Source organism: Pseudonocardia oceani, assembly GCF_019263585.2.
In the GTDB taxonomy this organism is placed as follows: domain Bacteria; phylum Actinomycetota; class Actinomycetes; order Mycobacteriales; family Pseudonocardiaceae; genus Pseudonocardia; species Pseudonocardia oceani.
Genome location: NZ_JADQDF010000001.1, coordinates 3006186 through 3030797, shown reverse-complemented (window position 1 = coordinate 3030797; position 24612 = coordinate 3006186). Strand labels below are relative to the sequence as shown.

Annotated in this window: 26 protein-coding genes and 1 pseudogene; 17 read left to right on the top strand and 10 right to left on the bottom strand. The window is 74.6% G+C overall.

Annotated elements, in window-relative coordinates; genetic code table 11:
• Nucleotides 1–32 precede the first annotated feature (32 nt).
• From I4I82_RS15175 to I4I82_RS15170, 3 genes and pseudogenes are all read right to left on the bottom strand, one after another.
• Nucleotides 33–392 carry an inositol monophosphatase family protein gene (locus tag I4I82_RS15175; RefSeq protein WP_267460517.1) on the bottom strand — a complete coding sequence of 120 codons (360 nt, stop codon included), beginning with the start codon at nucleotides 390–392 and terminating at the stop codon, nucleotides 33–35.
• 5 nt (nucleotides 393–397) lie between these two features.
• Nucleotides 398–526, bottom strand: a pseudogene (locus tag I4I82_RS34985) (hypothetical protein); the annotation flags it as partial.
• A 41-nt stretch (nucleotides 527–567) separates the two neighbouring features.
• Nucleotides 568–1137, bottom strand: coding sequence for an SACE_7040 family transcriptional regulator (locus I4I82_RS15170; protein WP_218589286.1), 570 nt, complete (start codon nucleotides 1135–1137; stop codon nucleotides 568–570).
• A gap of 70 nt (nucleotides 1138–1207) precedes the next feature.
• Between I4I82_RS15170 and I4I82_RS15165 the strand changes: the two genes are divergently transcribed.
• The 5 genes from I4I82_RS15165 to I4I82_RS15145 are packed head-to-tail and all read left to right on the top strand — an operon-like array spanning nucleotide 1208 to nucleotide 7780.
• Nucleotides 1208–2722, top strand: coding sequence for a carboxyl transferase domain-containing protein (locus tag I4I82_RS15165; RefSeq protein ID WP_218589285.1), 1515 nt, complete (start codon nucleotides 1208–1210; stop codon nucleotides 2720–2722).
• Between the two features lie 5 nt (nucleotides 2723–2727).
• Entirely contained in the window at nucleotides 2728–4710 is a 1983-nt protein-coding gene (locus I4I82_RS15160; RefSeq protein ID WP_218589284.1) for an ATP-binding protein, read from the top strand.
• A 2-nt stretch (nucleotides 4711–4712) separates the two neighbouring features.
• Nucleotides 4713–5861: an acyl-CoA dehydrogenase family protein gene (locus tag I4I82_RS15155; protein ID WP_218589283.1), complete on the top strand. Its 1149-nt coding sequence runs from the start codon at nucleotides 4713–4715 to the stop codon at nucleotides 5859–5861.
• Between the two features lie 54 nt (nucleotides 5862–5915).
• Nucleotides 5916–7364: a fused MFS/spermidine synthase gene (locus tag I4I82_RS15150; protein WP_218589282.1), complete on the top strand. Its 1449-nt coding sequence runs from the start codon at nucleotides 5916–5918 to the stop codon at nucleotides 7362–7364.
• A gap of 26 nt (nucleotides 7365–7390) precedes the next feature.
• Nucleotides 7391–7780: a hypothetical protein gene (locus I4I82_RS15145; RefSeq protein WP_218589281.1), complete on the top strand. Its 390-nt coding sequence runs from the start codon at nucleotides 7391–7393 to the stop codon at nucleotides 7778–7780.
• A gap of 29 nt (nucleotides 7781–7809) precedes the next feature.
• On the opposite strand, the gene I4I82_RS15140 is transcribed toward I4I82_RS15145, so the two are convergent.
• Together I4I82_RS15140 and surE are read right to left on the bottom strand one after the other, a co-directional pair.
• On the bottom strand, nucleotides 7810–7986 hold the full coding sequence (locus tag I4I82_RS15140) for a hypothetical protein (RefSeq protein ID WP_218589280.1): 177 nt from the start codon (nucleotides 7984–7986) through the stop codon (nucleotides 7810–7812).
• Between the two features lie 84 nt (nucleotides 7987–8070).
• The gene (surE, locus tag I4I82_RS15135) at nucleotides 8071–8859 is read right to left on the bottom strand and encodes a 5'/3'-nucleotidase SurE (protein ID WP_226370069.1); all 789 of its coding nucleotides are present in this window, start codon (nucleotides 8857–8859) and stop codon (nucleotides 8071–8073) included.
• 158 nt (nucleotides 8860–9017) lie between these two features.
• On the opposite strand from surE, the gene I4I82_RS15130 reads away from it, so the two are divergent.
• Nucleotides 9018–9899: an aldose 1-epimerase family protein gene (locus tag I4I82_RS15130; protein WP_218589301.1), complete on the top strand. Its 882-nt coding sequence runs from the start codon at nucleotides 9018–9020 to the stop codon at nucleotides 9897–9899.
• Nucleotides 9896–10471 (top strand): DUF1353 domain-containing protein, encoded by a 576-nt coding sequence (locus tag I4I82_RS15125; protein WP_218589278.1) that lies wholly within the window; start codon nucleotides 9896–9898, stop codon nucleotides 10469–10471. The genes I4I82_RS15130 and I4I82_RS15125 overlap by 4 nt, the downstream gene beginning before the upstream one ends.
• Nucleotides 10472–10484: 13 nt before the next feature.
• Here the strand turns inward: I4I82_RS15125 and I4I82_RS15120 are convergent, their stop codons facing one another.
• Complete coding sequence (locus tag I4I82_RS15120; protein ID WP_218589277.1) at nucleotides 10485–11261, bottom strand: transglutaminase family protein; 777 nt, start codon at nucleotides 11259–11261, stop codon at nucleotides 10485–10487.
• Nucleotides 11262–11319: 58 nt separating this feature from the next.
• Here I4I82_RS15120 and I4I82_RS15115 point away from each other — a divergent pair, with 58 nt between their 5' ends.
• Entirely contained in the window at nucleotides 11320–12327 is a 1008-nt protein-coding gene (locus I4I82_RS15115; protein WP_218589276.1) for an NADP-dependent oxidoreductase, read from the top strand.
• Nucleotides 12328–12346: 19 nt separating this feature from the next.
• On the opposite strand, the gene I4I82_RS15110 is transcribed toward I4I82_RS15115, so the two are convergent.
• The gene (locus tag I4I82_RS15110) at nucleotides 12347–12643 is read right to left on the bottom strand and encodes an ATP-binding protein (protein ID WP_218589275.1); all 297 of its coding nucleotides are present in this window, start codon (nucleotides 12641–12643) and stop codon (nucleotides 12347–12349) included.
• Nucleotides 12644–12652: 9 nt separating this feature from the next.
• Nucleotides 12653–13261, bottom strand: coding sequence for a hypothetical protein (locus I4I82_RS15105; RefSeq protein WP_218589274.1), 609 nt, complete (start codon nucleotides 13259–13261; stop codon nucleotides 12653–12655).
• A 102-nt stretch (nucleotides 13262–13363) separates the two neighbouring features.
• Here I4I82_RS15105 and I4I82_RS15100 point away from each other — a divergent pair, with 102 nt between their 5' ends.
• The 5 genes from I4I82_RS15100 to I4I82_RS15080 all read left to right on the top strand — a co-directional run bounded on the left by I4I82_RS15100 (nucleotide 13364) and on the right by I4I82_RS15080 (nucleotide 18123).
• Complete coding sequence (locus tag I4I82_RS15100) at nucleotides 13364–13816, top strand: MaoC family dehydratase (protein ID WP_218589273.1); 453 nt, start codon at nucleotides 13364–13366, stop codon at nucleotides 13814–13816.
• Nucleotides 13816–15027, top strand: coding sequence for an acetyl-CoA C-acetyltransferase (locus I4I82_RS15095; protein WP_218589272.1), 1212 nt, complete (start codon nucleotides 13816–13818; stop codon nucleotides 15025–15027). The genes I4I82_RS15100 and I4I82_RS15095 overlap by 1 nt, the downstream gene beginning before the upstream one ends.
• Nucleotides 15028–15115: 88 nt before the next feature.
• The gene (locus I4I82_RS15090; protein ID WP_225920603.1) at nucleotides 15116–15367 is read left to right on the top strand and encodes a hypothetical protein; all 252 of its coding nucleotides are present in this window, start codon (nucleotides 15116–15118) and stop codon (nucleotides 15365–15367) included.
• A gap of 96 nt (nucleotides 15368–15463) precedes the next feature.
• Nucleotides 15464–15955, top strand: coding sequence for a MarR family winged helix-turn-helix transcriptional regulator (locus I4I82_RS15085; protein ID WP_218589271.1), 492 nt, complete (start codon nucleotides 15464–15466; stop codon nucleotides 15953–15955).
• Between the two features lie 8 nt (nucleotides 15956–15963).
• Nucleotides 15964–18123, top strand: coding sequence for an MDR family MFS transporter (locus I4I82_RS15080; RefSeq protein ID WP_218589270.1), 2160 nt, complete (start codon nucleotides 15964–15966; stop codon nucleotides 18121–18123).
• An 86-nt stretch (nucleotides 18124–18209) separates the two neighbouring features.
• On the opposite strand, the gene I4I82_RS15075 is transcribed toward I4I82_RS15080, so the two are convergent.
• Complete coding sequence (locus tag I4I82_RS15075; protein WP_218589269.1) at nucleotides 18210–18728, bottom strand: inorganic diphosphatase; 519 nt, start codon at nucleotides 18726–18728, stop codon at nucleotides 18210–18212.
• A gap of 137 nt (nucleotides 18729–18865) precedes the next feature.
• Here I4I82_RS15075 and dacB point away from each other — a divergent pair, with 137 nt between their 5' ends.
• From dacB to hpt, 4 genes are read left to right on the top strand one after another with little or no spacing between them, the layout of a single operon-like run.
• Nucleotides 18866–20284, top strand: coding sequence for a D-alanyl-D-alanine carboxypeptidase/D-alanyl-D-alanine endopeptidase (gene dacB, locus I4I82_RS15070; protein ID WP_218589268.1), 1419 nt, complete (start codon nucleotides 18866–18868; stop codon nucleotides 20282–20284).
• A 20-nt stretch (nucleotides 20285–20304) separates the two neighbouring features.
• Nucleotides 20305–21372 (top strand): Rv3626c family coenzyme F420 biosynthesis-associated protein, encoded by a 1068-nt coding sequence (locus I4I82_RS15065; RefSeq protein ID WP_226370068.1) that lies wholly within the window; start codon nucleotides 20305–20307, stop codon nucleotides 21370–21372.
• A 55-nt stretch (nucleotides 21373–21427) separates the two neighbouring features.
• Nucleotides 21428–22387, top strand: a complete 960-nt coding sequence (gene tilS, locus I4I82_RS15060) for a tRNA lysidine(34) synthetase TilS (protein WP_218589267.1) — start codon at nucleotides 21428–21430, stop codon at nucleotides 22385–22387.
• 29 nt (nucleotides 22388–22416) lie between these two features.
• A complete protein-coding gene (hpt, locus tag I4I82_RS15055; protein ID WP_218589266.1) occupies nucleotides 22417–22980 on the top strand; it encodes a hypoxanthine phosphoribosyltransferase in 564 nt (187 codons plus the stop codon).
• 607 nt (nucleotides 22981–23587) lie between these two features.
• On the opposite strand, the gene I4I82_RS15050 is transcribed toward hpt, so the two are convergent.
• Nucleotides 23588–24526: a S1 family serine peptidase gene (locus I4I82_RS15050; protein ID WP_218595807.1), complete on the bottom strand. Its 939-nt coding sequence runs from the start codon at nucleotides 24524–24526 to the stop codon at nucleotides 23588–23590.
• Between the last annotated feature and the right edge of the window lie 86 nt (nucleotides 24527–24612).

The following is a 24612-nucleotide window of genomic DNA, read 5'->3' as shown; positions in this document are numbered from 1 at the left end:
CACCACTGGGAACGACTGGTTGCGCGGTGATGCTACCGGGGCAGGACGCCCAGGAGCTCGTCGTGGACGGCCCCGTTCGTCGCGACGACGTCGGTGGTGCCCGGCTCCGCGACGCGCGCGCCGGCGAAGTCGGTGAGCCGCCCGCCCGCCTCCTCCACCAGGAGCTGCCCCGCGGTGATGTCCCACGGCGCCATCGCGCGCTCGACGTAGGCCGTGAGGTGTCCCGCGGCGTTCATCAGCGCCTCGAACAGGACGACGAACTCGTGGATCCCGGCGCGGTCCGACGACTGGACCTGGCTGACGACGACCGCGCGGTCCACGCGGTCGGTGCCGTCGACCCGCAGCGGCACGCCGTTGCCGGTGGCCCCGCGTCCGCGGCCCGCGGCACGCAGTACCAGGGGATGCCGTGCGCGACGTTGCTCGTGCCGTCGAGCCCGTCGACGTACCAGACGTGCCGGGCGTCGGGGCCGTCCTCGGTGCCGTCCTCCCCCGCGACCACGTGCTGGGCGAACGCCTCGCGCAGCACCCGCACCACCGCGGCCTGGTCGCCGGGGGAGCAGGGCCCGGTCACGACGCGACGGTGTCCAGGCCGGTGAGCGCGGCGCGGGCCATGCGGCGCAGCAGGGCGGCCGCCTCGGGGGAGCGCCCGGCGTGCGGCGTGGAGTTGAGCAGGCCGAACGCGCCGTGCGCGGCGACCCGCGCGTCCTCGGCGGACAAGCCGGGGTGCACGCGGCGCAGCGTGTCGACCCAGATCTCGACGTAGGTGCGCTGCAGCCGCCGGACCCGGCGCCGGGCCGCGGGCGGGAGGTTGGCCAGGTCGCGGTCCTGCACGACGATCAGCTCCGGCTCGCTCAGGGCGAACGCGGCCTGGAAGTCGACGAGCGCGTCGAGGACCTCGTGCGGGTCGTCGGACGCGGCGGCCCGCTCCTGCCCGCCCGCCAGCAGGTGCTCGCTGATGCCCACGAGCAGCTCGGAGAGCAGGGCCTCCTTGCCGGGGAAGTGCCGGTAGAGCGCCGGCCCGCTGACGCCGACGGCGGCGCCGAGGTCGGCGATGCTCACGCCGTGGAAGCCGTGGCGGGCGAACAGCTGCGCGGCCACGGCGAGGATCTGCTCGCGCCGGGACCGGGTCGCCACCATCTGTCCACCCTAGCGCCCGCGGTGAACAAGCGCTAACCTTGTTAACAAGCGCTAACCGAGGAGGTCGAGGGTGACAGCCACGCTCACGGGTCATCGAGAGCTGGTCGATGACCTGCACGCCCAGCTCGCCACCGCCCGTCTGGGCGGCCCCGAGCGGTCACGGATCCGGCACGTCGAACGGGGCAAGCTGCTCCCGCGCGACCGCGTCGACTCGCTGGTCGACCCGTCGAGCCCGTTCCTGGAGCTCTCGCCGCTGGCCGCGCACGGCCTGTACGGCGGCGACGCCCCGGGGGCCGGGATCATCACCGGCGTCGGGCGGGTGGCGGGGCGCGAGTGCGTCATCGTCGCCAACGACGCCACCGTCAAGGGCGGCACCTACTACCCGATGACGGTGAAGAAGCACCTGCGGGCGCAGGAGGTGGCGCTGCAGAACCGGCTCCCCTGCCTCTACCTCGTCGACTCCGGCGGCGCCTACCTGCCCGAGCAGGACCAGGTGTTCCCCGACCGCGAGCACTTCGGCCGGATCTTCTACAACCAGGCACAGATGTCGGGCCTGGGCATCCCGCAGATCGCCGCGGTGCTGGGCTCGTGCACCGCGGGCGGCGCGTACGTGCCGGCCATGAGCGACGAGGCCGTGATCGTCCGCAACCAGGGCACGATCTTCCTGGGCGGTCCGCCGCTGGTGAAGGCGGCCACCGGGGAGGTGGTCACCGCCGAGGAGCTGGGCGGCGGCGACCTGCACTCGAAGACCTCCGGAGTCACCGACCACCTGGCCGACGACGACGCGCACGCGCTGTCGATCGTCCGCCGGATCGTCGGCACGCTCGGCCCGCGCGCGCCGCGGCCGTGGGACGTCGCGCCCACCGAGGAGCCCCTCGCCGACCCCGCCGAGCTCTACGACGTCGTCCCCACCGACTCACGCATCCCCTACGACGTGCGCGAGGTCATCACCCGCGTCGTCGACGGCTCGCGGTTCCACGAGTTCAAGTCCGAGTACGGCACCACCCTCGTCACCGGCTTCGCCCGCATCCACGGCCACCAGGTCGGGATCGTCGCGAACAACGGCATCCTGTTCTCCGAGTCCGCGCTCAAGGGCGCGCACTTCGTGGAGCTGTGCGACCAGCGCGGCATCCCGCTGGTGTTCCTGCAGAACATCTCCGGGTTCATGGTCGGCCGCGAGTACGAGGCGGGCGGCATCGCGAAGAACGGCGCCAAGATGGTCACCGCCGTCGCCTCCACCCGCGTCCCGAAGTTCACGGTCGTCATCGGCGGCTCGTTCGGCGCCGGCAACTACGCGATGTGCGGGCGGGCGTACTCGCCCCGGTTCCTGTTCATGTGGCCGGGCGCCCGCATCTCGGTCATGGGCGGGGAGCAGGCGGCCACCGTGCTGAGCACCGTCGGGGCCGATCCGACCACGATCCGCGACCAGTACGAGACCCAGGGCCACCCGTACTACTCCACAGCCCGGCTCTGGGACGACGGCGTCATCGACCCGCTCGACACCCGCACCGTGCTCGGCCTGTCCCTGTCCGCCGCCGCCAACGCGCCCCTGGCCGATCCGGCCTTCGGCGTCTTCCGGATGTGAGGCCCATGTTCGACACCGTGCTCGTCGCCAACCGCGGGGAGATCGCCGTCCGCGTGATCGGCACCCTGCGCCGCCTGGGCATCCGGTCGGTGGCCGTCTACTCGGACGCCGACGCCGGGTCCCCGCACGTCACGACGGCCGACGTCGCCGTGCGGATCGGGCCCGCCGCCGCCGCGCAGAGCTACCTCTCCATCCCCGCGGTCATCGAGGCCGCCCGCGCCACCGGGGCGCAGGCGATCCACCCCGGCTACGGCTTCCTGTCCGAGAACACCGCGTTCGCCGCGGCGTGCGAGGAGGCGGGGCTGGTGTTCGTCGGCCCGCCGTCCTCGGCGATCGAGGCGATGGGCGACAAGATCCGCGCCAAGCAGACCGTCGCCAAGGCGGGCGTCCCGGTCGTCCCGGGCTCCGACGGGGCCGGTCTCGACGACGCCGCGCTCGCGCTGGCCGTCGAGCAGGTCGGTTACCCGGTGCTGCTCAAGCCGAGCGCCGGGGGCGGCGGCAAGGGCATGCACGAGGTGCACGACGCCGCCTCGCTGTCGGCCTCGATCGCCACCGCCCGCCGCGAGGCGAAGGCGTCCTTCGGCGACGACACGCTGCTCGTCGAGCGGCTCGTCACCACCCCGCGCCACATCGAGATCCAGGTGCTGGCCGACGCGCACGGCGCCGTGATCCACCTCGGCGAGCGCGAGTGCTCGCTGCAGCGGCGCCACCAGAAGATCGTCGAGGAGGCGCCGTCGGCCCTGCTCACCGAGGCGCAGCGCGCCGCGATGGGCGAGGCGGCCTGCGAGGCCGCCCGGGCGTGCGGGTACCGCGGCGCGGGCACCGTCGAGTTCATCGTCGGCGCCGACGCGCCCGACGAGTTCTTCTTCATGGAAATGAACACCCGGCTGCAGGTCGAGCACCCGGTCACCGAGCTGGTCACCGGTCTCGACCTGGTCGAGCTGCAGCTGCGCGTGGCCGCCGGGGAGCCGCTGCCGATCACGCAGGACGACGTCGCGCTCACCGGGCACGCCGTCGAGGTCCGCGTCTACGCCGAGGACCCGGCGGCCGGCTTCCTGCCGACCGGCGGGCGCGTGCTGCGCTGGGCGCCGCCGTCGGGCGTGCGGGTGGACGCCGGCATCGCCGAGGGCGGCGTCGTCGGCTCCGACTACGACCCGATGCTGGCCAAGGTCATCGCCCACGGCGCCGACCGCGCGGAGGCGATCCGCCGGCTCGACGCCGCGCTGCGCGACACCGTCCTGCTCGGCCTGGGCACCAACGTGGGCTTCCTGCGCGCGCTGCTCGCCGACGAGGACGTCCGCGCCGCCCGGCTGGACACCGGGCTGGTGGGGCGCCGGGTCGAGGAGTGGACCCGCGAGGACCTGCCGCACGACGTCCTCGCGGCCGCCGCCGTCCACGCGCTCGACGAGCTGGAGCCGGCCGGTCCGGTCGTCGACCCGTTCGACGTGCCCGGCGGCTGGCGGATCGGCGAGCCCGCGTGGACGACCTGGAAGACGGCCGTCTCCGGGCACGAGCCGGTCGAGGTCAGGGTGCGGGGCCGGGCGGCCGACGGCGTGGTGGTCGTCGGGGAGGGCGAGCCGGTCGCGGCCGCCGTCCGCCGCCGCAGCCCCCACGAGCTGGTCGCCGCCGTCGACGGCCTCACGCGCACCTACGCCGTCGCCCGCGACGGCGAGACCCTCTGGCTCGGCCGCGACGGCCGGAGCTGGGCGGTGCGCGAGCAGGCCCCGCTCGACGCCGCGGCCGCCGAGGCCGCCGCCGGTGCGGGTGGCCCGGTGCTGTCGCCGATGCCCGGCACGGTGACCGTCGTCGAGGTCACCGAGGGGCAGCGGGTCGCCGCCGGCGACCGGCTCGTCGTCGTCGAGGCGATGAAGATGGAGCACGTCCTCACCGCACCGGTGGACGGCACCGTCCGAGAACTGCGCGCCCGTGCGGGCGCGACCGTCGCGCGGGACGCCGCGCTCCTGATCGTCGAACCCGAAGGGGAGTGACCATGGACCTGGAACTCAGCGAGGAGCACGAGGCGCTGCGCGCCACCGTCGAGGACTTCGCGCGCAAGGAGGTCGCGCCCGTCATCGGCGACCTGTACGAGCGCGAGGAGTTCCCTTACGACATCGTCGCCAAGATGGGGCAGATGGGCCTGTTCGGCCTGCCCGTCTCCGAGGAGTACGGCGGCATGGGCGGCGACTACTTCGCGCTGTGCCTGGCGCTGGAGGAGCTCGCCCGCGTCGACTCGTCGGTGGCGATCACGCTGGAGGCCGGCGTCTCGCTCGGCGCCATGCCGATCTACCGGTTCGGCACCGAGGAGCAGAAGCGGGAGTGGCTCCCGCAGATGGCCGCGGGGGAGAAGCTCGGCGCGTTCGGCCTCACCGAGCCCGGCGGCGGCTCCGACGCCGGCGCCACCCGCACCACCGCCCGCCTCGACGGCGACGAGTGGGTGATCAACGGCTCGAAGGCGTTCATCACCAACTCCGGCACCGACATCACCTCGGTCGTCACCGTCACCGCCATCACCGGCGAGCGCGAGGGCGGCAAGAAGGAGATCTCCGCGATCATGGTGCCGGCCGGCACGCCCGGGTTCCGCGTCGCGAAGCCGTACTCGAAGGTCGGCTGGTGCTCCTCGGACACCCGCGAGCTGTTCTTCGACGACGTGCGCGTGCCCGCGGCGAACCTCGTCGGCGAGCGCGGTCGCGGCTACGCCCAGTTCCTGTCCATCCTCGACGAGGGGCGCGTCGCGATCGCGGCGCTCTCGGTCGGACTGGCGCAGGGCTGCGTCGACGAGTCGGTGCGCTACGCCCACGAGCGCGAGGCGTTCGGGCAGAAGATCGGCGGCTACCAGGCCGTCCAGTTCATGATCGCCGACATGGAGGTGCGCGCACACACCGCGCGCCTGGCCTACTACGCGGCCGCGGCCAAGATGCTCAAGGGCGAGCCGTTCAAGAAGGAGGCGGCGATCGCCAAGCTCGTCTCCTCCAACGCGGCGATGGACAACGCCCGCGCCGCCACCCAGGTCTTCGGCGGGTACGGGTTCATGAACGAGTACCCGGTCGGCCGGTTCTACCGCGACGCCAAGATCCTGGAGATCGGCGAGGGCACCTCAGAGGTGCAGCGCATGCTCATCGCCCGCCAGCTCGGGCTGTAGGACCCCTCCTGACCCGCCCGCGCGGCGGCCCGGAAGAGAGGCGAGGATGAGCGGGTGAATGCACGGTTCGCCCGGTTCGTCGTCCTCGTCAGCGGTGCCGCGATCCTCGTCGTCGAGACCCTGGCGACGCGGCTCGTCGCGCCCTACGTCGGGCTGACGCTGGAGTCGACCACCGCCGTCATCGGGGTGGCGCTCGCCGGGATCGCGGCGGGCGCCTCGCTGGGCGGCCGGTGGGCCGACGTCTTCCCGCCGCAACGGGTGGCGGCGGGCGCGCTGGCCGTGGGCGGGCTCGGGGTGCTGGCCGTGCGACCGCTGGTGCGACTGCTCGGCCCGGTGCTCGGCCCCGGTCCGGTGGCGGCGATCCTGCTGGTGGCGGCGTCGACGCTGGTGTCGGTCACGGCGCTGGCGATGGTCACCCCGGCCGTCACGCGGGCCCGGCTGACAGGCGTCGACGGGTCGGGCACGGTGATCGGCGAGCTGTCGGCGGCGGGCACGATCGGCTCGCTCGCGGGCACGTTCCTCACCGGGTTCGTCCTCGTCACGTTCCTGCCGGTCACGGCGATCCTGCTGGTCACGGCACTGGCCTGCCTGGTCCTCGCGGCCACGGTGGCCGGAGCGGCGCACCGGGCCGAGGTCACGCGCACGGCCGTGGCCGCGGTGCTGCTCGCCGTCGCGCTGGTGGCCGTGCCGGGGCGCTGCGACGCCGACACCGTCTACTACTGCGCCCGCGTCGACGCCGACCCGGAGAACGTCAACGGCCAGGTCCTCGTCCTCGACGACCTGCGCCACTCCTACGTCGACCGCGCCGACCCCGCGCACCTCGAGTTCGCCTACACGCAGCGCTTCGGCGGCGCGATCGACTCCGCGTACCCGGCGGGCCAGCCCCTCGACGTCGTGCACGTGGGCGGCGGCGGCTTCACGATGCCGCGCTGGCTCGCCGCGACCCGACCGGGCAGCACGTCGACGGTGCTGGAGGTCGACCAGGGCGTCGTCGACCTCGGGCGCCGCGAGCTCGGCGTCGACGAGATCCCGGACACCGAGATCCAGGTGGGCGACGCCCGCACGACCCTGGCCCGGCTGCCGGCGAACTCCGCCGACGTCGTCGTCGGCGACGCGTTCGGCGCCCGCTCGGTGCCCTGGCACCTGGCCACCACGGAGTTCGTCGACGACGTGCGCCGCGTCCTGCGCCCGGGCGGCCTCTACGTCCTCAACATCATCGACCGCGACCCGCTCACGCTGCTCGACGCGGAGATCGCCACCGTCGCCGACCGGTTCGTCACCGTCGCGCTGATGGTGCGGCCCGACCAGCTCGTGCCGGGCGGCGGCGGCAACGCCGTCCTCCTGGCGTCGGACCGGGCCCCGGACCTGGCCGCGCTGGCCGCGTCGTCCGCGGCGCGCGGGGAGCCGGGCTCGGTCCTCGACGACGCCGCCACGCGGCAGCGGGCCGTGGGCGCCCCCGTGCTCACCGACGACCGGGCCCCCGTCGACCAGCTGCAGACCTGACTCCGCGGAGCGGTACGGTCCGACGCATGGCGAGCTGGGACGACCTCGGGTCCTTCGTGCGGGTGCGCTACGAGATCATGCGCCAGCGCGAGGGCGAGCTGTGGTTCAACCTGCCGACCACCGGCGAGCGCACGCAGATCGTCGCCGTCCGCCTGGTCACCGGCGAGGACCACCACCCGTGGGCGCAGATCACGTCGCCGGTGGGGCGCGTCGGGCAGATCGACCTGGCGCTGGCGCTGGAGCGCGCGGCGGCGCCCGTCACCGGTGGGCTGGTCGTCGAGAACGGGCTGGTGCTGTTCCGGCACTCGATCCCGCTGCACGACACCGCGCTCGACGGCTTCGACCGCTCGTTCCGGCTCGTCGTCGACGTGGCCGACGCGATGGAGCACGAGTTGACGGGCGCCGACGAGCACTGACCGTCGGCCACCGAGCGCGACGACCTGCCTCAGACCGCTATGCTCGGCAGGTCGAGGGCCTGGTCGACGAGCACCCGGAGCCGGGCGAGCAGCTGATCGGCCTCGCCCCAGGTCAGGGCTCCGCTCTGGACGCCGGACCGGATCTCCGCGGCCACCGTCCGGGCGAACTGGGTAGACCATTCGGTCCTGCACTCAGCGTCACGCATGGAGAGATGGTGACCGGTGATCCGAATCACACCTGCACCGGGGTGCCCGTGAGTGGCAACCGGTGTCAGAGCAACGGTTGCCACTCACGACGTCGGGACGCCGCCCAGGACGCCGGGCCGCTCGCCGACCGACACGAGCCGCGTCAGCGTCGGGTGCCCCGCGCGCAGGAGTGCGGTGTCGGTGCCCGGCTCCGGCGGCTCGGCCCGCTCGTCCCAGGTCATGTGCAGACCTTCGGAGCTCTCGGTCGTGCGCTGCGCGATCCGCACCTGCACGGTGCCGAACGGGGCGAGGCGCGCCTCCCGCAGCGGCCCGAGCCCGGCGGGGGCGACGTCGGGCACGTTGAGGTTGAGCACGGTGCCGTCGTCGGTGCCGAGCAGCAGGTCGAGCACCTCGGGCAGCACGTGCGCGGCCGCCTCCCAGTGCGGCTGCTCGGGCGGGTTCCAGCCGGTGTCGAGCGAGACGGCGAGCGCCCGCCTGCCCTGCAGCCCGGCAGCCAGCGCCGCGCCGACCGTCCCCGAGTGCAGCACCGCGTGCCCGGTGTTGGCGCCGAGGTTGATGCCCGACAGCACGACGTCGGGCTCGGGGTCGAGCCAGCCGCGGCCCGCGGAGGTGACGATGAACGCCGGGTGCCCCTCCACCGCGAACGCCGGCACACCGTCGAGGCCGGGGAGTTCGCGCCCGTGCAGCCGTACCCGGCCGTCCTCCCGCACCGACAGCACCGACGCCCCGACCCCGCTCGCGTCGACGTGCGGCGCCGCCACGACGACCTCGAACCCCGCGTCCCGCGCGGACGCGGCCAACGCCCACAGCCCGGGCGAGTCGATGCCGTCGTCGTTGGTGATCAGGGCGCGGAGTCGTCGCGAGGAGGCCACTCGCTCCACGGTAGCGAGTGGGAGCTCCCGGCGACGGGAGCGGCGACGACGGTCACGACCCCGCCTGCGCTGACGCGCTCGTGAGTGGCGAACGTGGTCCTGGCGACGGTTGGCGCTCACGGGTGCGAAGCGCATCCCGATAGCCTGCGCGCGTGCTCATGCCGATGCCGCCGACGGGCGAGCAGTTCGAGATCCGCTCCGGGGCCGCGCGGGCCGTCGTCACCGAGGTGGGGGCGGGGCTGCGGGCCTTCACCGTCGACGGCCGCCCCTACGTCGAGACCTTCGACGAGACCGCCCGCCCGCCCCGCGGCTCGGGCAACGTCCTGGTGCCCTGGCCCAACCGCACGGCGGGCGGGCGCTGGCACTGGAACGGCGCGCCCCAGCAGCTCGCGCTCACCGAGCCCGCCGCGGGCAACGCGATCCACGGCCTGCTGCGCCACACCTTCTACCGGGTCGACGAGCGCACGCCCGACTCCGTGACGCTGGTCGCCGTCGTCGCGCCGCAGCCGGGCTGGCCGGTGCCGCTGGCCACGGCGGTCCGCTACGCGGTGGCCGAGGACGGGCTCACCGTCACCCACACCGTCACCAACGCGGGCACGGAGCCGGTGCCGTTCGGTGTCGGCGCCCATCCCTACCTGCGCGTGGGCGACACCGACACCGACGACTGCACGCTGCACCTGGCCGCCACGACCGCACTGCCGCTGGGCGGGGGGCTGCCGGTCGCGTCGGCCTCGCGCGTCGCGCCGCCGGAGATCGCGCTGCGCGGCGCCGAGCTCGACCACGCCTTCGGCGGCTGCACGCCCGTCGACGGGCTGGTGCGCCACCGGCTGTCCGGCCCCGACGGCGACGTCGAGCTGTGGGCCGACCCCGACTTCGGCTGGGTGCAGGTCTTCACCCCCGGCGACCACCCCGGCCGCGGCCGCGCGGTGGCCGTCGAGCCGATGACCTGCCCGCCCGACGCCCTCAACTCCGGCGACGGCCTGCTCACCGTCGCCCCCGGCGAGACCTGGACCGGCCGCTGGGGGATCGCGCCCCGATGACGTTCCTGACGGGTCCCCGGGTGCTGGTCCGGCAGGCCGACGACGAGGACTGGACGCTCGAGGAGGAGGTCGTCTACCAGGGCCGCACCGAGCGGTTCGTCATCCCGGTGGGCACCCGCACCGACTTCGCGTCCGTGCCGCGCGTGTTCGTCTGGCTGGTGCCGGAGTTCGGTCGGTACACCGCACCCTCGGTGCTGCACGACCACCTCGTGCGCGTGGAGCGGCCGGCCGGGCGGATCAGCGCCGTCGACGCCGACGGGCTGTTCCGGCGCGCGATGCGCGAGCTGGGCGTGCCGTTCCTGCTGCGCTGGTTCATGTGGGCCGCGGTGCGGCTGGGCTCGCTCACCGACCGCGACGGCCGCGTCGGATGGGTCCGCGACCTGCCCGCCGTCCTGCTCGTCACCGTCGTCGCGCTGCCGGTCGTGGCGCTGCCGGCGGTGGCGATCGTCGTCGGGCTGCTCGTGTTCACGGTCCTGGAGTTCCTGGTCTGGCCGTTCCTGCTGCTGGGGCGCCGGATGCGGCCCGACAGCGACCGCGCCGTCAACCGCCCGGACCCCGGCCTCCGCACCTGATCGCGCGAAGCAGCTAGTTCAGGTGCGCCTTGAGGCTCTTCGCCGCCGTGCGCAGCCGCTCGGCGTGCGCGGCCGAGGCCGAGGGCACGCGGTCCTCGAGCAGCTTCGCGCCCTCCAGCCAGCGGCCCTGGTCGCCGAGGGCCTCGCCCAGCTCCAGCACGTCGGCCAGGCGCACACCGGGCAGCAGCAGCCGCATCCGCAGCACCCACTCCAGGTCGGCGGCGCGGCGGCGGGCCCCGTAGACCGCCCGCAGGTTCTCCAGCATCCGCACGAGGATCGCGCGCGTCGGTGTGGCGGTGAGCAGGTGCGGGCCGAACGGGACCTCCGGCCCGGCGCCGGTGGCGCCGCGGAACAGCTCCTCGCACCGCGCCCCGCTGATCTCCGCGCCACCCGCGAAGACGTCGAGGTAGCGACTCGTGCCGGTGGGGCGCACGAGGAAGTGCCCGGGCATCCCGACGCCCTCCATCGGCACGCCGGCGCGGCGCCCCACCTCCATCGTGACGACGGCGAGGGTGATCGGGATGCCGAGCCGCCGGGCCAGGACGTGGTGCAGCAGCGAGTTGCGCGGGTCGGTGTAGTCGCCGGAGTTGCCGCCGAAGCCCTCCTCGACGAACAGCCGCTGGCGCAGGGCGTCGACCGAGGTGACGCCGACGGCGAGGCGGTCGAGCTCGCGGAGCCAGCGGTCGGCGTCGAGGGTGGGATCGGCGCCCGCGGCCAGCGCCAGGGCGGCCCGGTCCAGCGGCGGATCGGGCACCGCGACGACCCGTCCGAAGCGCTGCACGGGATTCACGCGCCCCATCGTGCGCCCCGGACCGCCGGGAGTCGAGCCGCCGGGTAGACAGGACCGCATGACCGACAACCACCAGGTCCGCCTCGCCGCCCGCCCCGACGGCCTCCCGACGCCCGAGGTGTGGGAGCACACGACCGAGCCCGTGCCCACGCCCGCCGACGGCCGGTTCGTCGTCCGGGTCACGCACCTCTCGCTCGACCCGGCCATGCGCGGCTGGATGAACGCGGGCCGCTCCTACGTGCCACCGGTGGGCATCGGCGAGGTCATGCGCGCGCTCGGTGCGGGGCGGGTCGTGGCGTCGGCGCACCCCGACTTCCCCGAGGGCGCGCACGTCACGGGCATCTTCGGCGTGCAGGAGTACGCGGAGTCCGACGGCTCGGGCGTGCTGGTCGTCGACCCCTCGGTCGTCCCGCTGGCCACCTACCTCGCCGTCCTGGGCATGACCGGCATGACCGCCTACTTCGGCCTGTTCGACGTCGGCGCGCTGCGCGAGGGCGAGACCGTCGTCGTCTCCGGCGCGGCCGGCGCGGTGGGCAGCGTCGTGGGGCAGCTCGCGAGGATCAGGGGCTGCCGGGTCGTCGGCATCGCGGGCGGTGCGGAGAAGTGCGCGTGGATCGTCGACGAGCTGGGCTTCGACGCGGCGATCGACTACCGCAGCGAGGACGTCGGCAAGGCGCTGCGCACGCACGCCCCCGACGGCGTCGACGTCTACTTCGACAACGTCGGCGGCGACATCCTCGACGCCGCGCTCGCCCGGCTGGCCCGCGGCGCCCGCGTGGTGGTCTGCGGGGCGATCAGCACCTACAACGCCACCGAGCGCCCGCAGGGGCCGGCGAACTACATGTCGCTGCTGGTCAACCGCGCGCGCATGGAGGGCTTCGTGGTCTTCGACTACGCCGACCGCTACGCCGAGGCCGCCGTAGAGCTGGGCGGCTGGCTGCGCGAGGGGAAGCTGCGCAGCCGCGAGGACGTCGTGCGCGGAGGCGTCGCCGACTTCCCGGACACGCTGCTCAAGCTGTTCCGCGGCGAGAACACCGGCAAGCTGATCCTGCAGATCGCCGACTGAGCGCAGGTCGCCGGGCGAGCTACCGGGCCCGGGCCCGGATCACGGTGCCCGCCGGGTCGCTCCACACCTCGAGGACGTCGCTGAACTCGGAGGCGAGCCACAGGCCGCGGCCGCGCTGCCCGGTCGGCGACGGCGGCACGACGCCGGGGAAGGGCACGTCCATGCGGCCGTGGTCGGAGACCTCCACCGTGAGCAGGCCGGGGGCCGTCCACACCCGGAGCCGGCCCGAGCCCGGCCCGTGCTCGACGCTGTTGGTGGCGAGCTCGTTGACGGCGAGGACGAAGTCGTCGACCCAGTCGGGGTCGAGCCCGGCCACGGCCCCTGCCTAGGCGGTGCGCCGGCGCACCGCCGAGAGGTCGTCGAGGCCGAACGGCAGGTCGACCGCGCTGGGCCCGAGGTCGGGCGGGGGCGGCGGCGGGTACGCCAGCACGGCCTCGCGCGGGGCCCGGTAGCCGGTGCCGGAGCGGCGGCCGGCGGCGGTGAGGACCAGCGGGTGCGTCGTGTCGAGGGTGGGGTCGAGCTCCCCGCACGGGCAGAGCACGGTGATCGGCAGGCCCGCGATGGCCACGTCGAGGGCCATGTCGAGCCGGGGCCAGTGCCCGACGGGACTGCCGGGGAGGTCGACGTGCTGGCCGATGACGAGCACGCGCCCGGAGGCGAGCTGCCGGGCCAGCCGCGCCCACCGCACGGCGACGGTGAACGCCGGGACCGCGTGGACGTCGAACGGGTCGGCGAACTCGACGCGCCCGGCCGAGGTGCCCAGGCGCGTGCGGACCGCGTCGCGCTCGGGCCCGTCGAGCACCGCGAGGACCGGGTCGCCCGCCGCGAGCGCGGTGTCGAGCACCGGTTCGAGGCGGTCGGTGAGCTGGCCCGGCTGCGCGTAGGGGACGGCCAGGTGGTCGACGATCCCCGTCGTGCCGTCCACCGTCGTCACCCGCCCTTCCGATGCGCGGACACTAACCGCCGCCACCGCCCGCAGCAGCACGGAGCGTGGCAGGGTGTTCCCGGTACCTGTCACCGATCTTCTGGAGCATCGATGCGCGTCTTCGACGGAGTGGACGACCTGCGGGCCGCGGTGGGAACGCAGCTGGGCACGGGCGACTGGGTGACGATCGAGCAGGGCCAGATCGACACGTTCGCCGACTCCACGAACGACCACCAGTGGATCCACGTCGACCCGGAGCGGGCGAAGGAGGGACCGTTCGGCACGACCATCGCGCACGGCTTCCTCACGCTGTCGCTGCTGCCCTCGCTCGTCTCCTCGGTGTTCGAGGTGCACGGCACGAAGATGGGCGTGAACTACGGCCTCAACAAGGTGCGGTTCACCTCCCCGGTGCCGGTGGGCAGCAAGGTGCGGGCCGTGGTCGACCTCGACGAGGTCGCCGACGTCACCGGCGGCGTCCAGGTGATCACGAAGATCACCGTCGAGATCGAGGGCGCGGAGCGCCCGGCGCTCGTCGCCGAGTGGCTGACCCGCCGGTACGTCTGATGCGCGAGGCGGTGGTCTGCGAGCCGCTGCGCACCCCCGTCGGGGGGTTCGGCGGTTCCCTGCGCGACGTCCCGGCCCACGAGCTGGCCGCCACGGTGATCCGCGGCCTGCTCGACCGCACGGGGCTGCCCCCGGACGCCGTCGACGACGTCCTCCTCGGGCACTGCTACCCGACGATGGACGCCCCGGCGATCGGCCGGGTCGCCGCGCTCGACGCCGGGCTCCCGGTGAGCGTCACGGGGCTGCAGATCGACCGCCGCTGCGGGTCCGGCCTGCAGGCGGTGCTGTACGCGGCGATGCAGGTGCAGGCGGGCGCGTCCGACGTCGTGCTGGCCGGCGGAGCCGAGTCGATGTCGAACGCGTCCTTCTACTCGACGTCGATGCGCTGGGGCGCGAAGGCCGGCCCCGGCGTCCTGCTGCACGACTCGCTCGCGCGCGGGCGGGTCACCGCGGGCGGTGTGCACTTCCCGGTGCCCGGCGGGATGCTGGAGACCGCGGAGAACCTGCGCCGCGAGTACGCGATCCCGCGGGCGGAGCAGGACGAGTTCGCCGTCCGCAGCCACCACCGGGCGGCCGCGGCGCGCGACTCCGGCCTGTTCGCCGACGAGATCGTGCCCGTCACCGTGAAGGGACGGAAGGGCGACACCGTCGTCGACGCCGACGAGCACATCCGCGCGGACTCCTCGGTCGGGAAGCTCGCGGGCCTGCGCCCGATCCTGGGCCGCGACGACCCCGACGCCACCGTCACCGCGGGCAACGCCAGCGGCCAGAACGACGGGGCGTCGATCTGCGTCGTCACCCATCCCGCGCGCGCCGAGGAGCTCGGGCTGCGCCCGCTCGCCCGGCTCGTGTCGTGGGGCGTGGGCGGAGTGGCGCCCGCGACGATGGGGATCGGGCCGGTGCCCGCCGTCGCGAAGGCGCTGGACGCCGCGTCGCTGCGCATGGCCGACATGGACCTCATCGAGCTGAACGAGGCGTTCGCCGCCCAGGTGCTGGCCTGCACGCGCGAGTGGAAGCTCACCGACGCCGACATGGAGCGCGTCAACGTGCACGGCTCGGGCATCTCGCTCGGCCACCCCGTCGGGGCCACCGGCGGGCGGATCCTGGCCACCCTCACCCGCGAGATGGTGCGCCGCGAGGCCCGCTACGGGCTCGAGACGATGTGCATCGGCGGCGGCCAGGGGCTCGCGGCGGTGTTCGAACGGGGGTGACCTGAAACACCCGGACGGCCCAGGGCGACTACTCCAGTAGCAGACCGGCCCCAGGGGTGGTCGGAAGTCGTCCTGAGGAGTCGGGGAGATGACGAACATGCCGGTGGCGATCACGGTGAGCGGACGAGAACGGGCGCTGCTGCGCGCGGTGGTGGCGGGGCGCTGCCAGTTCCGGGGCGGGTGCGAGCCGGTGCTCCTCGTCGACGGGTTGGCGTGCGCCGACTCCTGGGTGGCGCGGCGGCTCGTCGACCTCGGCCTCGTCGCGGCGCCCGACGCCCGCGTGCCGGTGCAGCCCGCCACCGCCACCGAGGCCGGTCGCACCCTGCTCACGACGGTGTAGATCACACGCAACCAGATTGCGGACCCGCGCTGCACGGGTACATGCTTGCGCCCGACAACTTGTTGTATGCCGCATGCAAACCAGAGGTAAAGTCCCGTGCACTCCGACGCGGAGATCACCACCGCCGACCTCGTCGGCACCCAGCTCGTCCGGCTCGTCCGGCTGCTGGAGCGCAAGCAGGCCCAGTACCACGCCGACCACCCCGACGCGGTCGAGCGCGCGACCTACATCCTGCTCGTCCACCTCGTGAAGGACGGGCCGCAGCGGGCGGGCACGCTGGCGGAGTCGGTGTACTCCGACCCGTCCACGATCAGCCGCCAGGTCGCCCAGCTCGTGCGCCTGGGGCTCGTCGAGCGCACGGCCGACCCCGAGGACGGCCGGGCCACGCTGCTCGCCGCCACCGACGAGGGCAGGCGGGTCTTCGAGGAGAACCGCCGCAACCGCAACGAGCGCATCGCCGGGCTCATGGACGACTGGGAGCCGACCGACCGCGCGCGGTTCGCCGACCTGCTCGTCCGCTTCACCACCGACTTCGAGAACCACCACAGGACCAGCACCGGACCGGCCGCCGCGGCCGGCCGGCCGTGAGGAGAACCATGTCCGCGCCCACCGCGGCACCCGCGCCGACCGCCGGGTCACTCAGCCACAAGCAGATCCTCACGATCTTCGCCGGCCTGATGATCGGCATGTTCCTGGCCGCGCTCGACCAGACCATCGTCGCGACGTCCATCCGGACCATCGCCGACGACCTCGACGGGCTGAGCCTCCAGGCGTGGGCGACCACCGCCTACCTGATCACCGCCACGATCACCACGCCGCTCTACGGCAAGCTGTCCGACATCTTCGGCCGCAAACCGCTGTTCCTCACGGCCATCACGATCTTCGTGCTCGGGTCGATCGCGTGCACGTTCGCCGCGTCGATGTACCAGCTCGCCGCGTTCCGGGCGATCCAGGGACTCGGCGCCGGCGGCCTGTTCTCGCTGGCCCTGACGATCATCGGCGACATCGTGGCCCCCCGTGAGCGCGCCAAGTACCAGGGCTACTTCGTCGCCGTGTTCGGCACGTCGAGCGTGCTCGGCCCGGTCGCGGGCGGCTTCTTCGCCGGCCAGGCCGAGATCCTCGGCATCACCGGCTGGCGCTGGGTCTTCCTGATCAACGTCCCGCTCGGCATCCTCGCGCTGGCCGTCGTCACCAAGGTCCTCAACGTCCCGCACACCAAGCGCTCGCACCGCATCGACTGGCCCGGCGCGCTCGCTCTGGTCGTCGGGCTGGTGCCGCTGCTGATCGTCGCGGAGCAGGGCCGCATCTGGGGCTGGGACTCCGGGCGCTCGATCGCCTGCTACGCCGTCGGCGTGCTCGGCATCATCGCGTTCGTCCTGCTGGAGCGGCGCATCGGCGACGACGCGCTGCTGCCCCTGCGGATGTTCCGCAGCGGCGTCTTCACCTGGGGCTCGATCGCCGGCTTCGTCGCGGGCATCGGGATGTTCGGTGCGCTCGCGCTGCTGCCGCTGTACCTGCAGATCGTCAAGGGGTCGACGCCCACCGAGGCCGGCCTGCAGACCCTGCCGCTGGTGCTCGGCATCATGAGCATGTCGGTGTTCTCCGGCCAGATGATCTCCCGCACGGGCCGCTACAAGATCTGGCCGATCATCGGCCTCTCGCTGATGATCGTCGGCATCGGCGCCCTGTCGTTCATCGGCGTCGACACCCCGTACTGGCAGGTCGCGCTGATCATGGTCGTGATCGGCTGGGGCCTGGGCGGCAACATGCAGCCCCTGACGCTGGCCGTGCAGAACGACGCCGCGCCCCGCGACATGGGAGTCGCCACCGCGTCGGCCACGTTCTTCCGGCAGATGGGCGGCACGCTGGGCACCGCGGTGTTCATCTCCGTGCTGTTCAGCGTCCTGGGCGGGAAGGTGGCCGACAACTTCCGCACCGCCGCCGGCACCCCGGCCTTCCAGGCCGCGATCGCCGACCCGGCCGTGCTCGCCAACCCGGCCAACGCACCGATCCTGCAGGGCCTGCAGGGCGGCGGCGGGCTCTCGCTCGACGACTCGTCGTTCCTCGCCACGGCCGACCCGACGCTGGCCCGCCCGATCCTCGACGGGTTCGCGGGCTCGATGAGCGTCGTCTTCCTCGGCGCCGCCGCGGTGCTGGTCCTCGGCCTCTTCGCGGTGATCATGATGAAGGAGGTGCCGCTGCGCACCCGCTCGGGCGTCGACGCCCGCAACGACGAGGTCGCGGCCGCCGCCGCGGCGTCGGAGGGCGGACCCGACGCGGTCCCCGCCCCGTCCGTCGACGGCACTCCCGAGGATCCCGCCGAGGCGCCGCGCCCGGTGCACGGCGCCGCGATCACCACGAGCGCCTACGCGTCGGCCAACGGCAGCGGGAACGGCAGCGGGAACGGCAGTGGCAGCGGCTCGGCCGCGGTGGGCGTGCTCGCCGAGCCGCGCACCGAGCGGATCGCCCCGGCGACCGACCCGGCCCCGGGCGGCACCGACGCCCGCGACCGGCTCCTCGCGATGCTGCTGCCCGACCCGAGCCGCGCGCTCACCGTCGTGGCCACGGCCGAGCGGGCGCGCGACGCCGTGCGGCACGCGCGCCGCGAGCTGGAGGTGCGCACCGCCGAGCTCGACGGGGCGTCCGAGGAGCTCGTCGCGCAGGGCCTGAGCCCGCGCCAGGTCCAGGACCTGCTCGGGCTGTCCGAGGAGGAGGGCCCGCTGGCCCCGCGCCACGGGGCGCACGCGGCCGAGTAGCCACCGCACGACCGACCACCGCACGACGAACGGCCCCCTTCGCGGCGGAGGGGGCCGTTCGTCCGTCCGGGCCTCGGGAGCCGGGCTCAGTGGCCGGAGGACTCGCCCTCGGCCTCGGCCGCCGCGGCGTCCTGGGCGCGCTTCCACGACGCCCGGACCTCGCGCTCGGCGTCGGCGCGGCCCACCCACGTGGCGCCCTCCACGCTCTTGCCGGGCTCGAGCTCCTTGTAGATCTCGAAGAAGTGCTGGATCTCGGCGCGGTCGAACTCGGCGAGGTGGTGGATGTCGCGCAGGTGCTCCTGGCGCGGGTCGACCGACGGCACGCACAGCACCTTGTCGTCGCCACCCATCTCGTCCTTCATGCGGAACATGCCGATGGCGCGGCACAGGATGATGCAGCCCGGGAACGTGGGCTCGCGGACGAGCACCAGCGCGTCGAGGGGGTCGCCGTCCTCGCCCAGGCTGTCGTCGATGAAGCCGTAGTCGGCGGGGTACTGGGTGGCGGTGAACAGCGTGCGGTCCAGGCGGATGCGCCCGGTCTTGTGGTCCACCTCGTACTTGTTGCGCCCGCCCTTGGGGATCTCGATGGTGACGTCGAAGTCCACTGGGGTGCTCTCCTGAGGTTCGGGAACGGGTGTACGTCGGACCCCTCTAGTGTGGGGGACCGCCTCCCCGTGGACGTGACCGGCCGACAGTGCCGTTGCGCACCCACCCACCGGGTGGGGCCGACGAGGAGGTTGGCGTGGGTTTCGGGGGCCGGATCGGTGACACCCTGCGCGTACCCGGTCGCGGAGTGCGACGGGGGATCACGGTGCTCACCGTGCTCGTGCTGGCCGGCGGAGTGGGCAGCGCCGTCTCGCTGACGGCCCCGACGCTCGTCTCCGACCTCGGCCTGGCCGGCGCGCCCGCCGCCGTCGAGCCCGTGCCGCCGGTGCCCTCGCTGGGCCCGCTGGCCGCCACCGCGCCGCTGCCGACCACCGCCGGGCTGGAGTCCGCGCTCGGCGCGGCCGTCGAGGAGATGCCGGGCCGCTTCACCGGCACCGTCCTCGACCCGGTCACCGGCGATGTCCTGTGGGCCTCCGACGCCGACCGCGCGCTCGTCCCCGGCTCCACCGCGAAGATCCTCACGGCCGCCGCCGCGCTGCTGACGCTCAACCCGACCGACGGCTTCGTCACCCGCGTCGTCGCCGGGGCGGAGCCGGGCACGGTCGTGCTGGTCGGTGGCGGCGACCCGACGCTCACCGCCCTGCCCGAGGGCGAGGACGGCACCTACCCCGGCGCCGCCCGGCTCGCCGAGCTCGCGGCGGAGGTGCAGCAGGCGGCGACCGGCCCGATCGACACCGTCGTCATCGACACGAGCCGCTACGACGGCCCCACCTCGGCCCCCGGCTGGGACCCCGCCGACGTCGGCGCCGGGTTCGTCACCCCGATCGTGCCGCTGATGCTCGACGGCGGCCGCGCCGACCCGTCGCTGCAGGACGGCCCCCGCACCACCGAGCCCGCCGCGGAGGCCGGACAGGCGCTGGCCCGGCTGCTCGGGGCCGACGACGTCGAGGAGGGCACCGCGACGCCGGACGCGCAGCGGCTCGGCGCGGTCACGTCGGCGCCGTTCAGCGAGCTCGTCGAGCACGTCATGCGCACCTCCGACAACGTCCTCGCCGAGGCGCTGGCCCGCGAGGTCGCCATCGCGCGCGGCGGGCAGCCGACGTTCGCCGGGGCCGCCGAGCAGACCCTCGCCGCGCTCACCCAGGCCGGGTTCGACCCGACGGGCGCGGTCCTCGTCGACGGCAGCGGGCTCTCCACGCAGGACGAGGTGCCCGCCCGCGTGCTCGGCACGCTGCTCACCGCCGCGGCCACCCCGGCCGAGGGCGACCGCGACACCGACTTCCTGCGACCGCTCATCACCGGCCTGCCGGTGGCGGGCGGCGACGGTACGCTCGACGACCGGTTCGGCGCCGAGGCCCCCTCGTCGCCCGGACGCGGGCTGGTGCGGGCCAAGACCGGCACGCTGACGAACGTCAGCAGCCTCGCGGGCCTCGTCACCGACGCCGACGGGCGGCTGCTCGTCTTCGCGTTCATGTCGAACGGGGCCTCGCCCGCGACCGTGCGCCCCCGCCTCGACGCGCTGGCCGCCGAGCTGAGTGGCTGCGGCTGCACCTGACGGTGCGTAGCGTGGATCGGGTGGGACTGACGATCGAGGACACCGGTGCGGCCACCGAGCAGGGGCTGCCCGTCGACTGGCGGCTCGCCGCACGCACCGCGGCGCGGCTGGCGTCCCCCGGGCCCGAGGCCACGCTCGCCGAGGCCACGGAGCTGGTGGCGCGGCTGAGATCGGACGCGGCCGTCGCCGAGGGGCACGTCCGGGAGGTCACCGGGCTGGGTGCCGGCATGCCGCTGCTGCCCGCCGACGTCGTCGACCGTCCGGCGTGGGCGCTGGCCGCCGTCGAGGGCATGCGCTCGCTCACCGACGGCGCCCGGCTGCCCGCCACGCCCCGGCTCGCGCGGGCCGTCACGTCGCGCACGGCGGGCCTGCAGATCGGCGGGGTCCTCGCCTACCTCGGCGGGCGCGTACTGGGCCAGTACGACCCCTTCGGCGGCCCGGACGACGGCGGCAGGCTGCTGCTCGTCGCCCCCAACGTGCACGCGGCGCAGCAGGCGCTCGACGTGCCGTCCGCCGACTTCGGCATGTGGGTGTGCCTGCACGAGGCCACGCACCGGCTGCAGTTCACCGCCGTGCCGTGGCTGCGCGCCCACTTCGCAGGCGAGGTGGGGCGGCTGCTGTCGATCTCGCCGTCCGAGAGCGTCGGGGGCCTGGCCGAGCGCCTGCCCGACGCCGTCCGCGCGCTGCGCGACTCCCGCGGCGACGCCCTCGCCCTCGTCGAGCTGCTGCAGGGCCCCGAGCAGCGGAGGGTCCTCGACCGCCTGCTGGCCCTCACCACGCTGCTCGAGGGCCACGCCGACCACGTCATGGACGCCGCGGGGCCCGAGGTGGTGCCCGGCGTCGAGACCATCCGCCGCCGGTTCACCGCCCGCCGCCGCGGGGGCGGCCTGGTCGACCGCGTGCTGCGCGCGCTGCTGGGCGTCGACGCGAAGGTCAAGCAGTACGCCGTCGGTGCCGCCTTCACCCGGCACGTGGTGCTGGCGGCGGGGATGGACGGCTTCAACACGGTGTGGACGAGCCCGGAGACGCTGCCGCTGCGGTCGGAGCTGGAGGACCCGGGCGCGTGGCTGGCCCGCGTGCGCCCCTGATCCCAGGTGGGGCCGCGCACTCGTGGGAGCGTGCACGCCCGTGGGACCGTGAGCCGTGCCCCCGCCCGCCCGTGACGCCGTCACCGAGGTCCGCGGCGCGGTCCGCCGGGCGCTGCTCCCGCACCGCGGCGCGCCCGTGCTCGTCGCCTGCTCCGGCGGCGCCGACTCCCTCGCCCTCGCCGCCGCCGCACTGGCCGTCCACGACGAGGTGCACGCCGCCGTCGTCGACCACGGGCTGCAGGACGGGTCCGCCGACGTCGCCGACGGGGTGGTCGCCCGGCTGACCGCGATGGGGGCGCGGGCCCGGGTGCACCGCGTCGAGGTCCGCGGCCCCGGTGGCACCGAGGCCGCCGCCCGCACCGCCCGCTACGCCGCGCTGCGCGCCGCCCGCCCGCACCCGGCCGCGCCCGTGCTGCTCGGCCACACCCTCGACGACCAGGCCGAGACCGTGCTGCTCGGGCTCGGCCGCGGGTCGGGCGCGCGGTCGATGGCGGGCATGCGGGCGTGGGACGAGCCGTGGCTGCGCCCGCTGCTCGACGTCCGGCGCACCGCGACCCGGGCGGCCTGCGCGGCGCAGGACCTCCCCGTCTGGGACGACCCGCACAACGCCGATCCCCGCTTCACCCGCGTGCGCCTGCGCCACGAGGTGCTGCCGCTGCTGGAGGACGTGCTCGCCGGCGGGGTGGCGCGGGCGCTGGCCCGCACGGCCGCGCAGCTGCGCGAGGACGACGAGGCGCTGACGGCCGTCGCCGACGACCTGCTCGGCCGGGCGGCCACGGGGGAGGACCTCGCGCTCGACCCGGTCGCCGCCGCGCCACCCGCCGTGCGCCGCCGGGTGCTCCGCGCGTGGCTGCTGGCCGCGGGCGTGACGAGCCTCACGGCGGAGCACCTGCACGGCGCCGACGCCCTCGCCGCGCGCGGCCCGGACCGGACGGGTCCCGCGCTGCCGGGAGGGTTGGAGCTGGTCCGCGCGCGTGGCAGGCTCGGGGTGCGCCCTGCGCACTGGGCGCGCTGACGATCGCCAACCGCAGGAGGTCCTCCGCCGTGTACGACGGTGACATCGCATCCACGCTGGTCACCGAGCAGGCCATCCGCGAGAAGACCGCGGAGCTGGCGCAGGAGGTCGGGCGCGACTACGCGGAGAGCTGCGCGGGCCTGGGGCGCGACTCCGACCTGCTGCTCGTCGGCGTCCTCAAGGGCGCCGTGATGTTCATGACCGACCTCGCCCGCGCCCTGCCGCTGCCGGTGCAGCTGGAGTTCATGGCCGTGAGCTCCTACGGGTCGTCGACCTCGTCGTCGGGGGTCGTGCGGATCCTCAAGGACCTCGACCGCGACATCGCGGGCCGCCACGTCCTCATCGTCGAGGACATCATCGACTCCGGCCTCACCCTGTCCTGGCTGCTCAAGAACCTGGAGTCGCGCGGGCCGGCGTCGCTGGAGGTCTGCACGCTGCTCCGCAAGCCCGATGCGGTGAAGGTCGAGGTGCCGGTGAAGTACGTCGGCTTCGACATCCCCAACGAGTTCGTCGTGGGCTACGGCCTCGACTACGCCGAGCGCTACCGCGACCTGCCCTACATCGGCACGCTCCACCCCTCGGTCTACGCCTGACGCACCGTCGGGCTCGCGCACCCGCCGGCGGGCCGCGCACCTGCGCGGGACGCCAGGAGGTGCGCAGTGGGGGAACGACCGGAGCGCGGGGTGGGCGGCACCGGCTCGACCCGGGCCGCCGGTCGGGGTTGATCACCGGGACCGTGCCACCAGGTCCCCACAGCGACCCCCACGTCGCACTCCCGGCGATCACCCGCCGCTGACCGCGAACTGCGCATCGACCGGCTTTCTGCGCACTCCGGCGGTGCGCGGGACGGCGGGCGAGGGGCGCCGGGTTCCCCGGCCGGTGCGCGGCCGGCGGGTGAGCGCGACGGCGCAGCCGGCCGTCAGCCCGGAGGCGGGCGCCCGTGATCACCGAGACCGCGCCACCGCGGCCCCCACCGGGACCTCCACGTCACACTTCCGACGATCACCGCCCCAGCACCCACGAACTGCGCACCCGCCCGTCGTTCGCGCACGTCCAGAGGTACGCGGTGCGCCAAGAGGTGCGCGAGACCCGTTGTGGCAGCGCCGCCCCCACCCTCCATGCAGGAAAGCCACGTTCCTGCCCTGAGCGGGCCTGAACGTGGCTTTCCTGAACCTCGGGTGCGTGCACCCGGCGAAGGGCTCAGACGTCGCCCACCGGCGGGCCGGCGGGCGGGGCCACCGCCGTGAGCGGCACGCCCTCGGGCAGGGCCGTGAAGGGCTCCGTGCCCAGCACCAGCTCCACCGGCCCGACGCCGCCGAACTCGTTGGCGTAGGCCAGGGCCAGGGCCAGGTCGGAGACGCCGTTGCTCACCGGCAGCGGGGCCAGGTTGAGGGTGGAGAGCAGGCCGACCGCGTCGCCGTCGGCGTCGAGGAAGCCGCTGCCCGAGTCACCGGGGACGCCCGGGGTGATGGTGTAGACCTCGTGGCTGAAGCCGCCGCCGGCGTCGCCCGCGCTCACGCCCGCCTTGGGGCTGAGCTCCTGGATGCCCAGGCGCAGCGGGGAGTTGCCGTAGGTGAAGACCTGCTCGCCCGCGGGGAGGCCGTCGGTGTCGAGGCCGACCGGGCCGCCGAAGAACGGCAGGCTCGGGTTGACGTCGGCGGCGTCCTGCGGCGCGAGCTCGACGAGCGCGAAGTCGTTGAACTGGCAGGTGTCGGGATCGGCCTCGCCGTTCTGCTGCATCGTGACCCAGGAGCTGTAGGCCAGCGTGCCGGCGCGCGCGGTGCCGTCGGCGGCGCGGATCGTGACGGCCGTGCCGAGCGGGCCGGTGCCCGAGTCGCAGCCGTTGGTCTCGGTCGCCTCGCCGGTGCCGGCGCAGTGCGCGGCCTGGCCGAGGAACGTGCGGTCGCCGCCGGTGAAGACGAAGTTGCTGGTGCAGGCGCCGCCGCCGGCGGTCTCGGTCATCACGCCGGGGGTGATCGCGGCCTCGCCGACGGGCGCCCAGCCGGCCGGCGCGGACACGGCGGCGGGGAGCGCGAGGGCGGGCGGGGCGGCCGTGGCCGTGGGGGCGACGACGACGGCGAGTGCGACGACGCAGGAGGCTGCGGCGAACGCCGCGGGTCCCCGCTTGGTGACCTTCATGCACGAACCCCCGTCGTCGGCGCGCCTGTGCCCGTCACACGCCCGCGGGGAACTTAACGAGCGCGACGTGGCGCGCGTTACCCCCC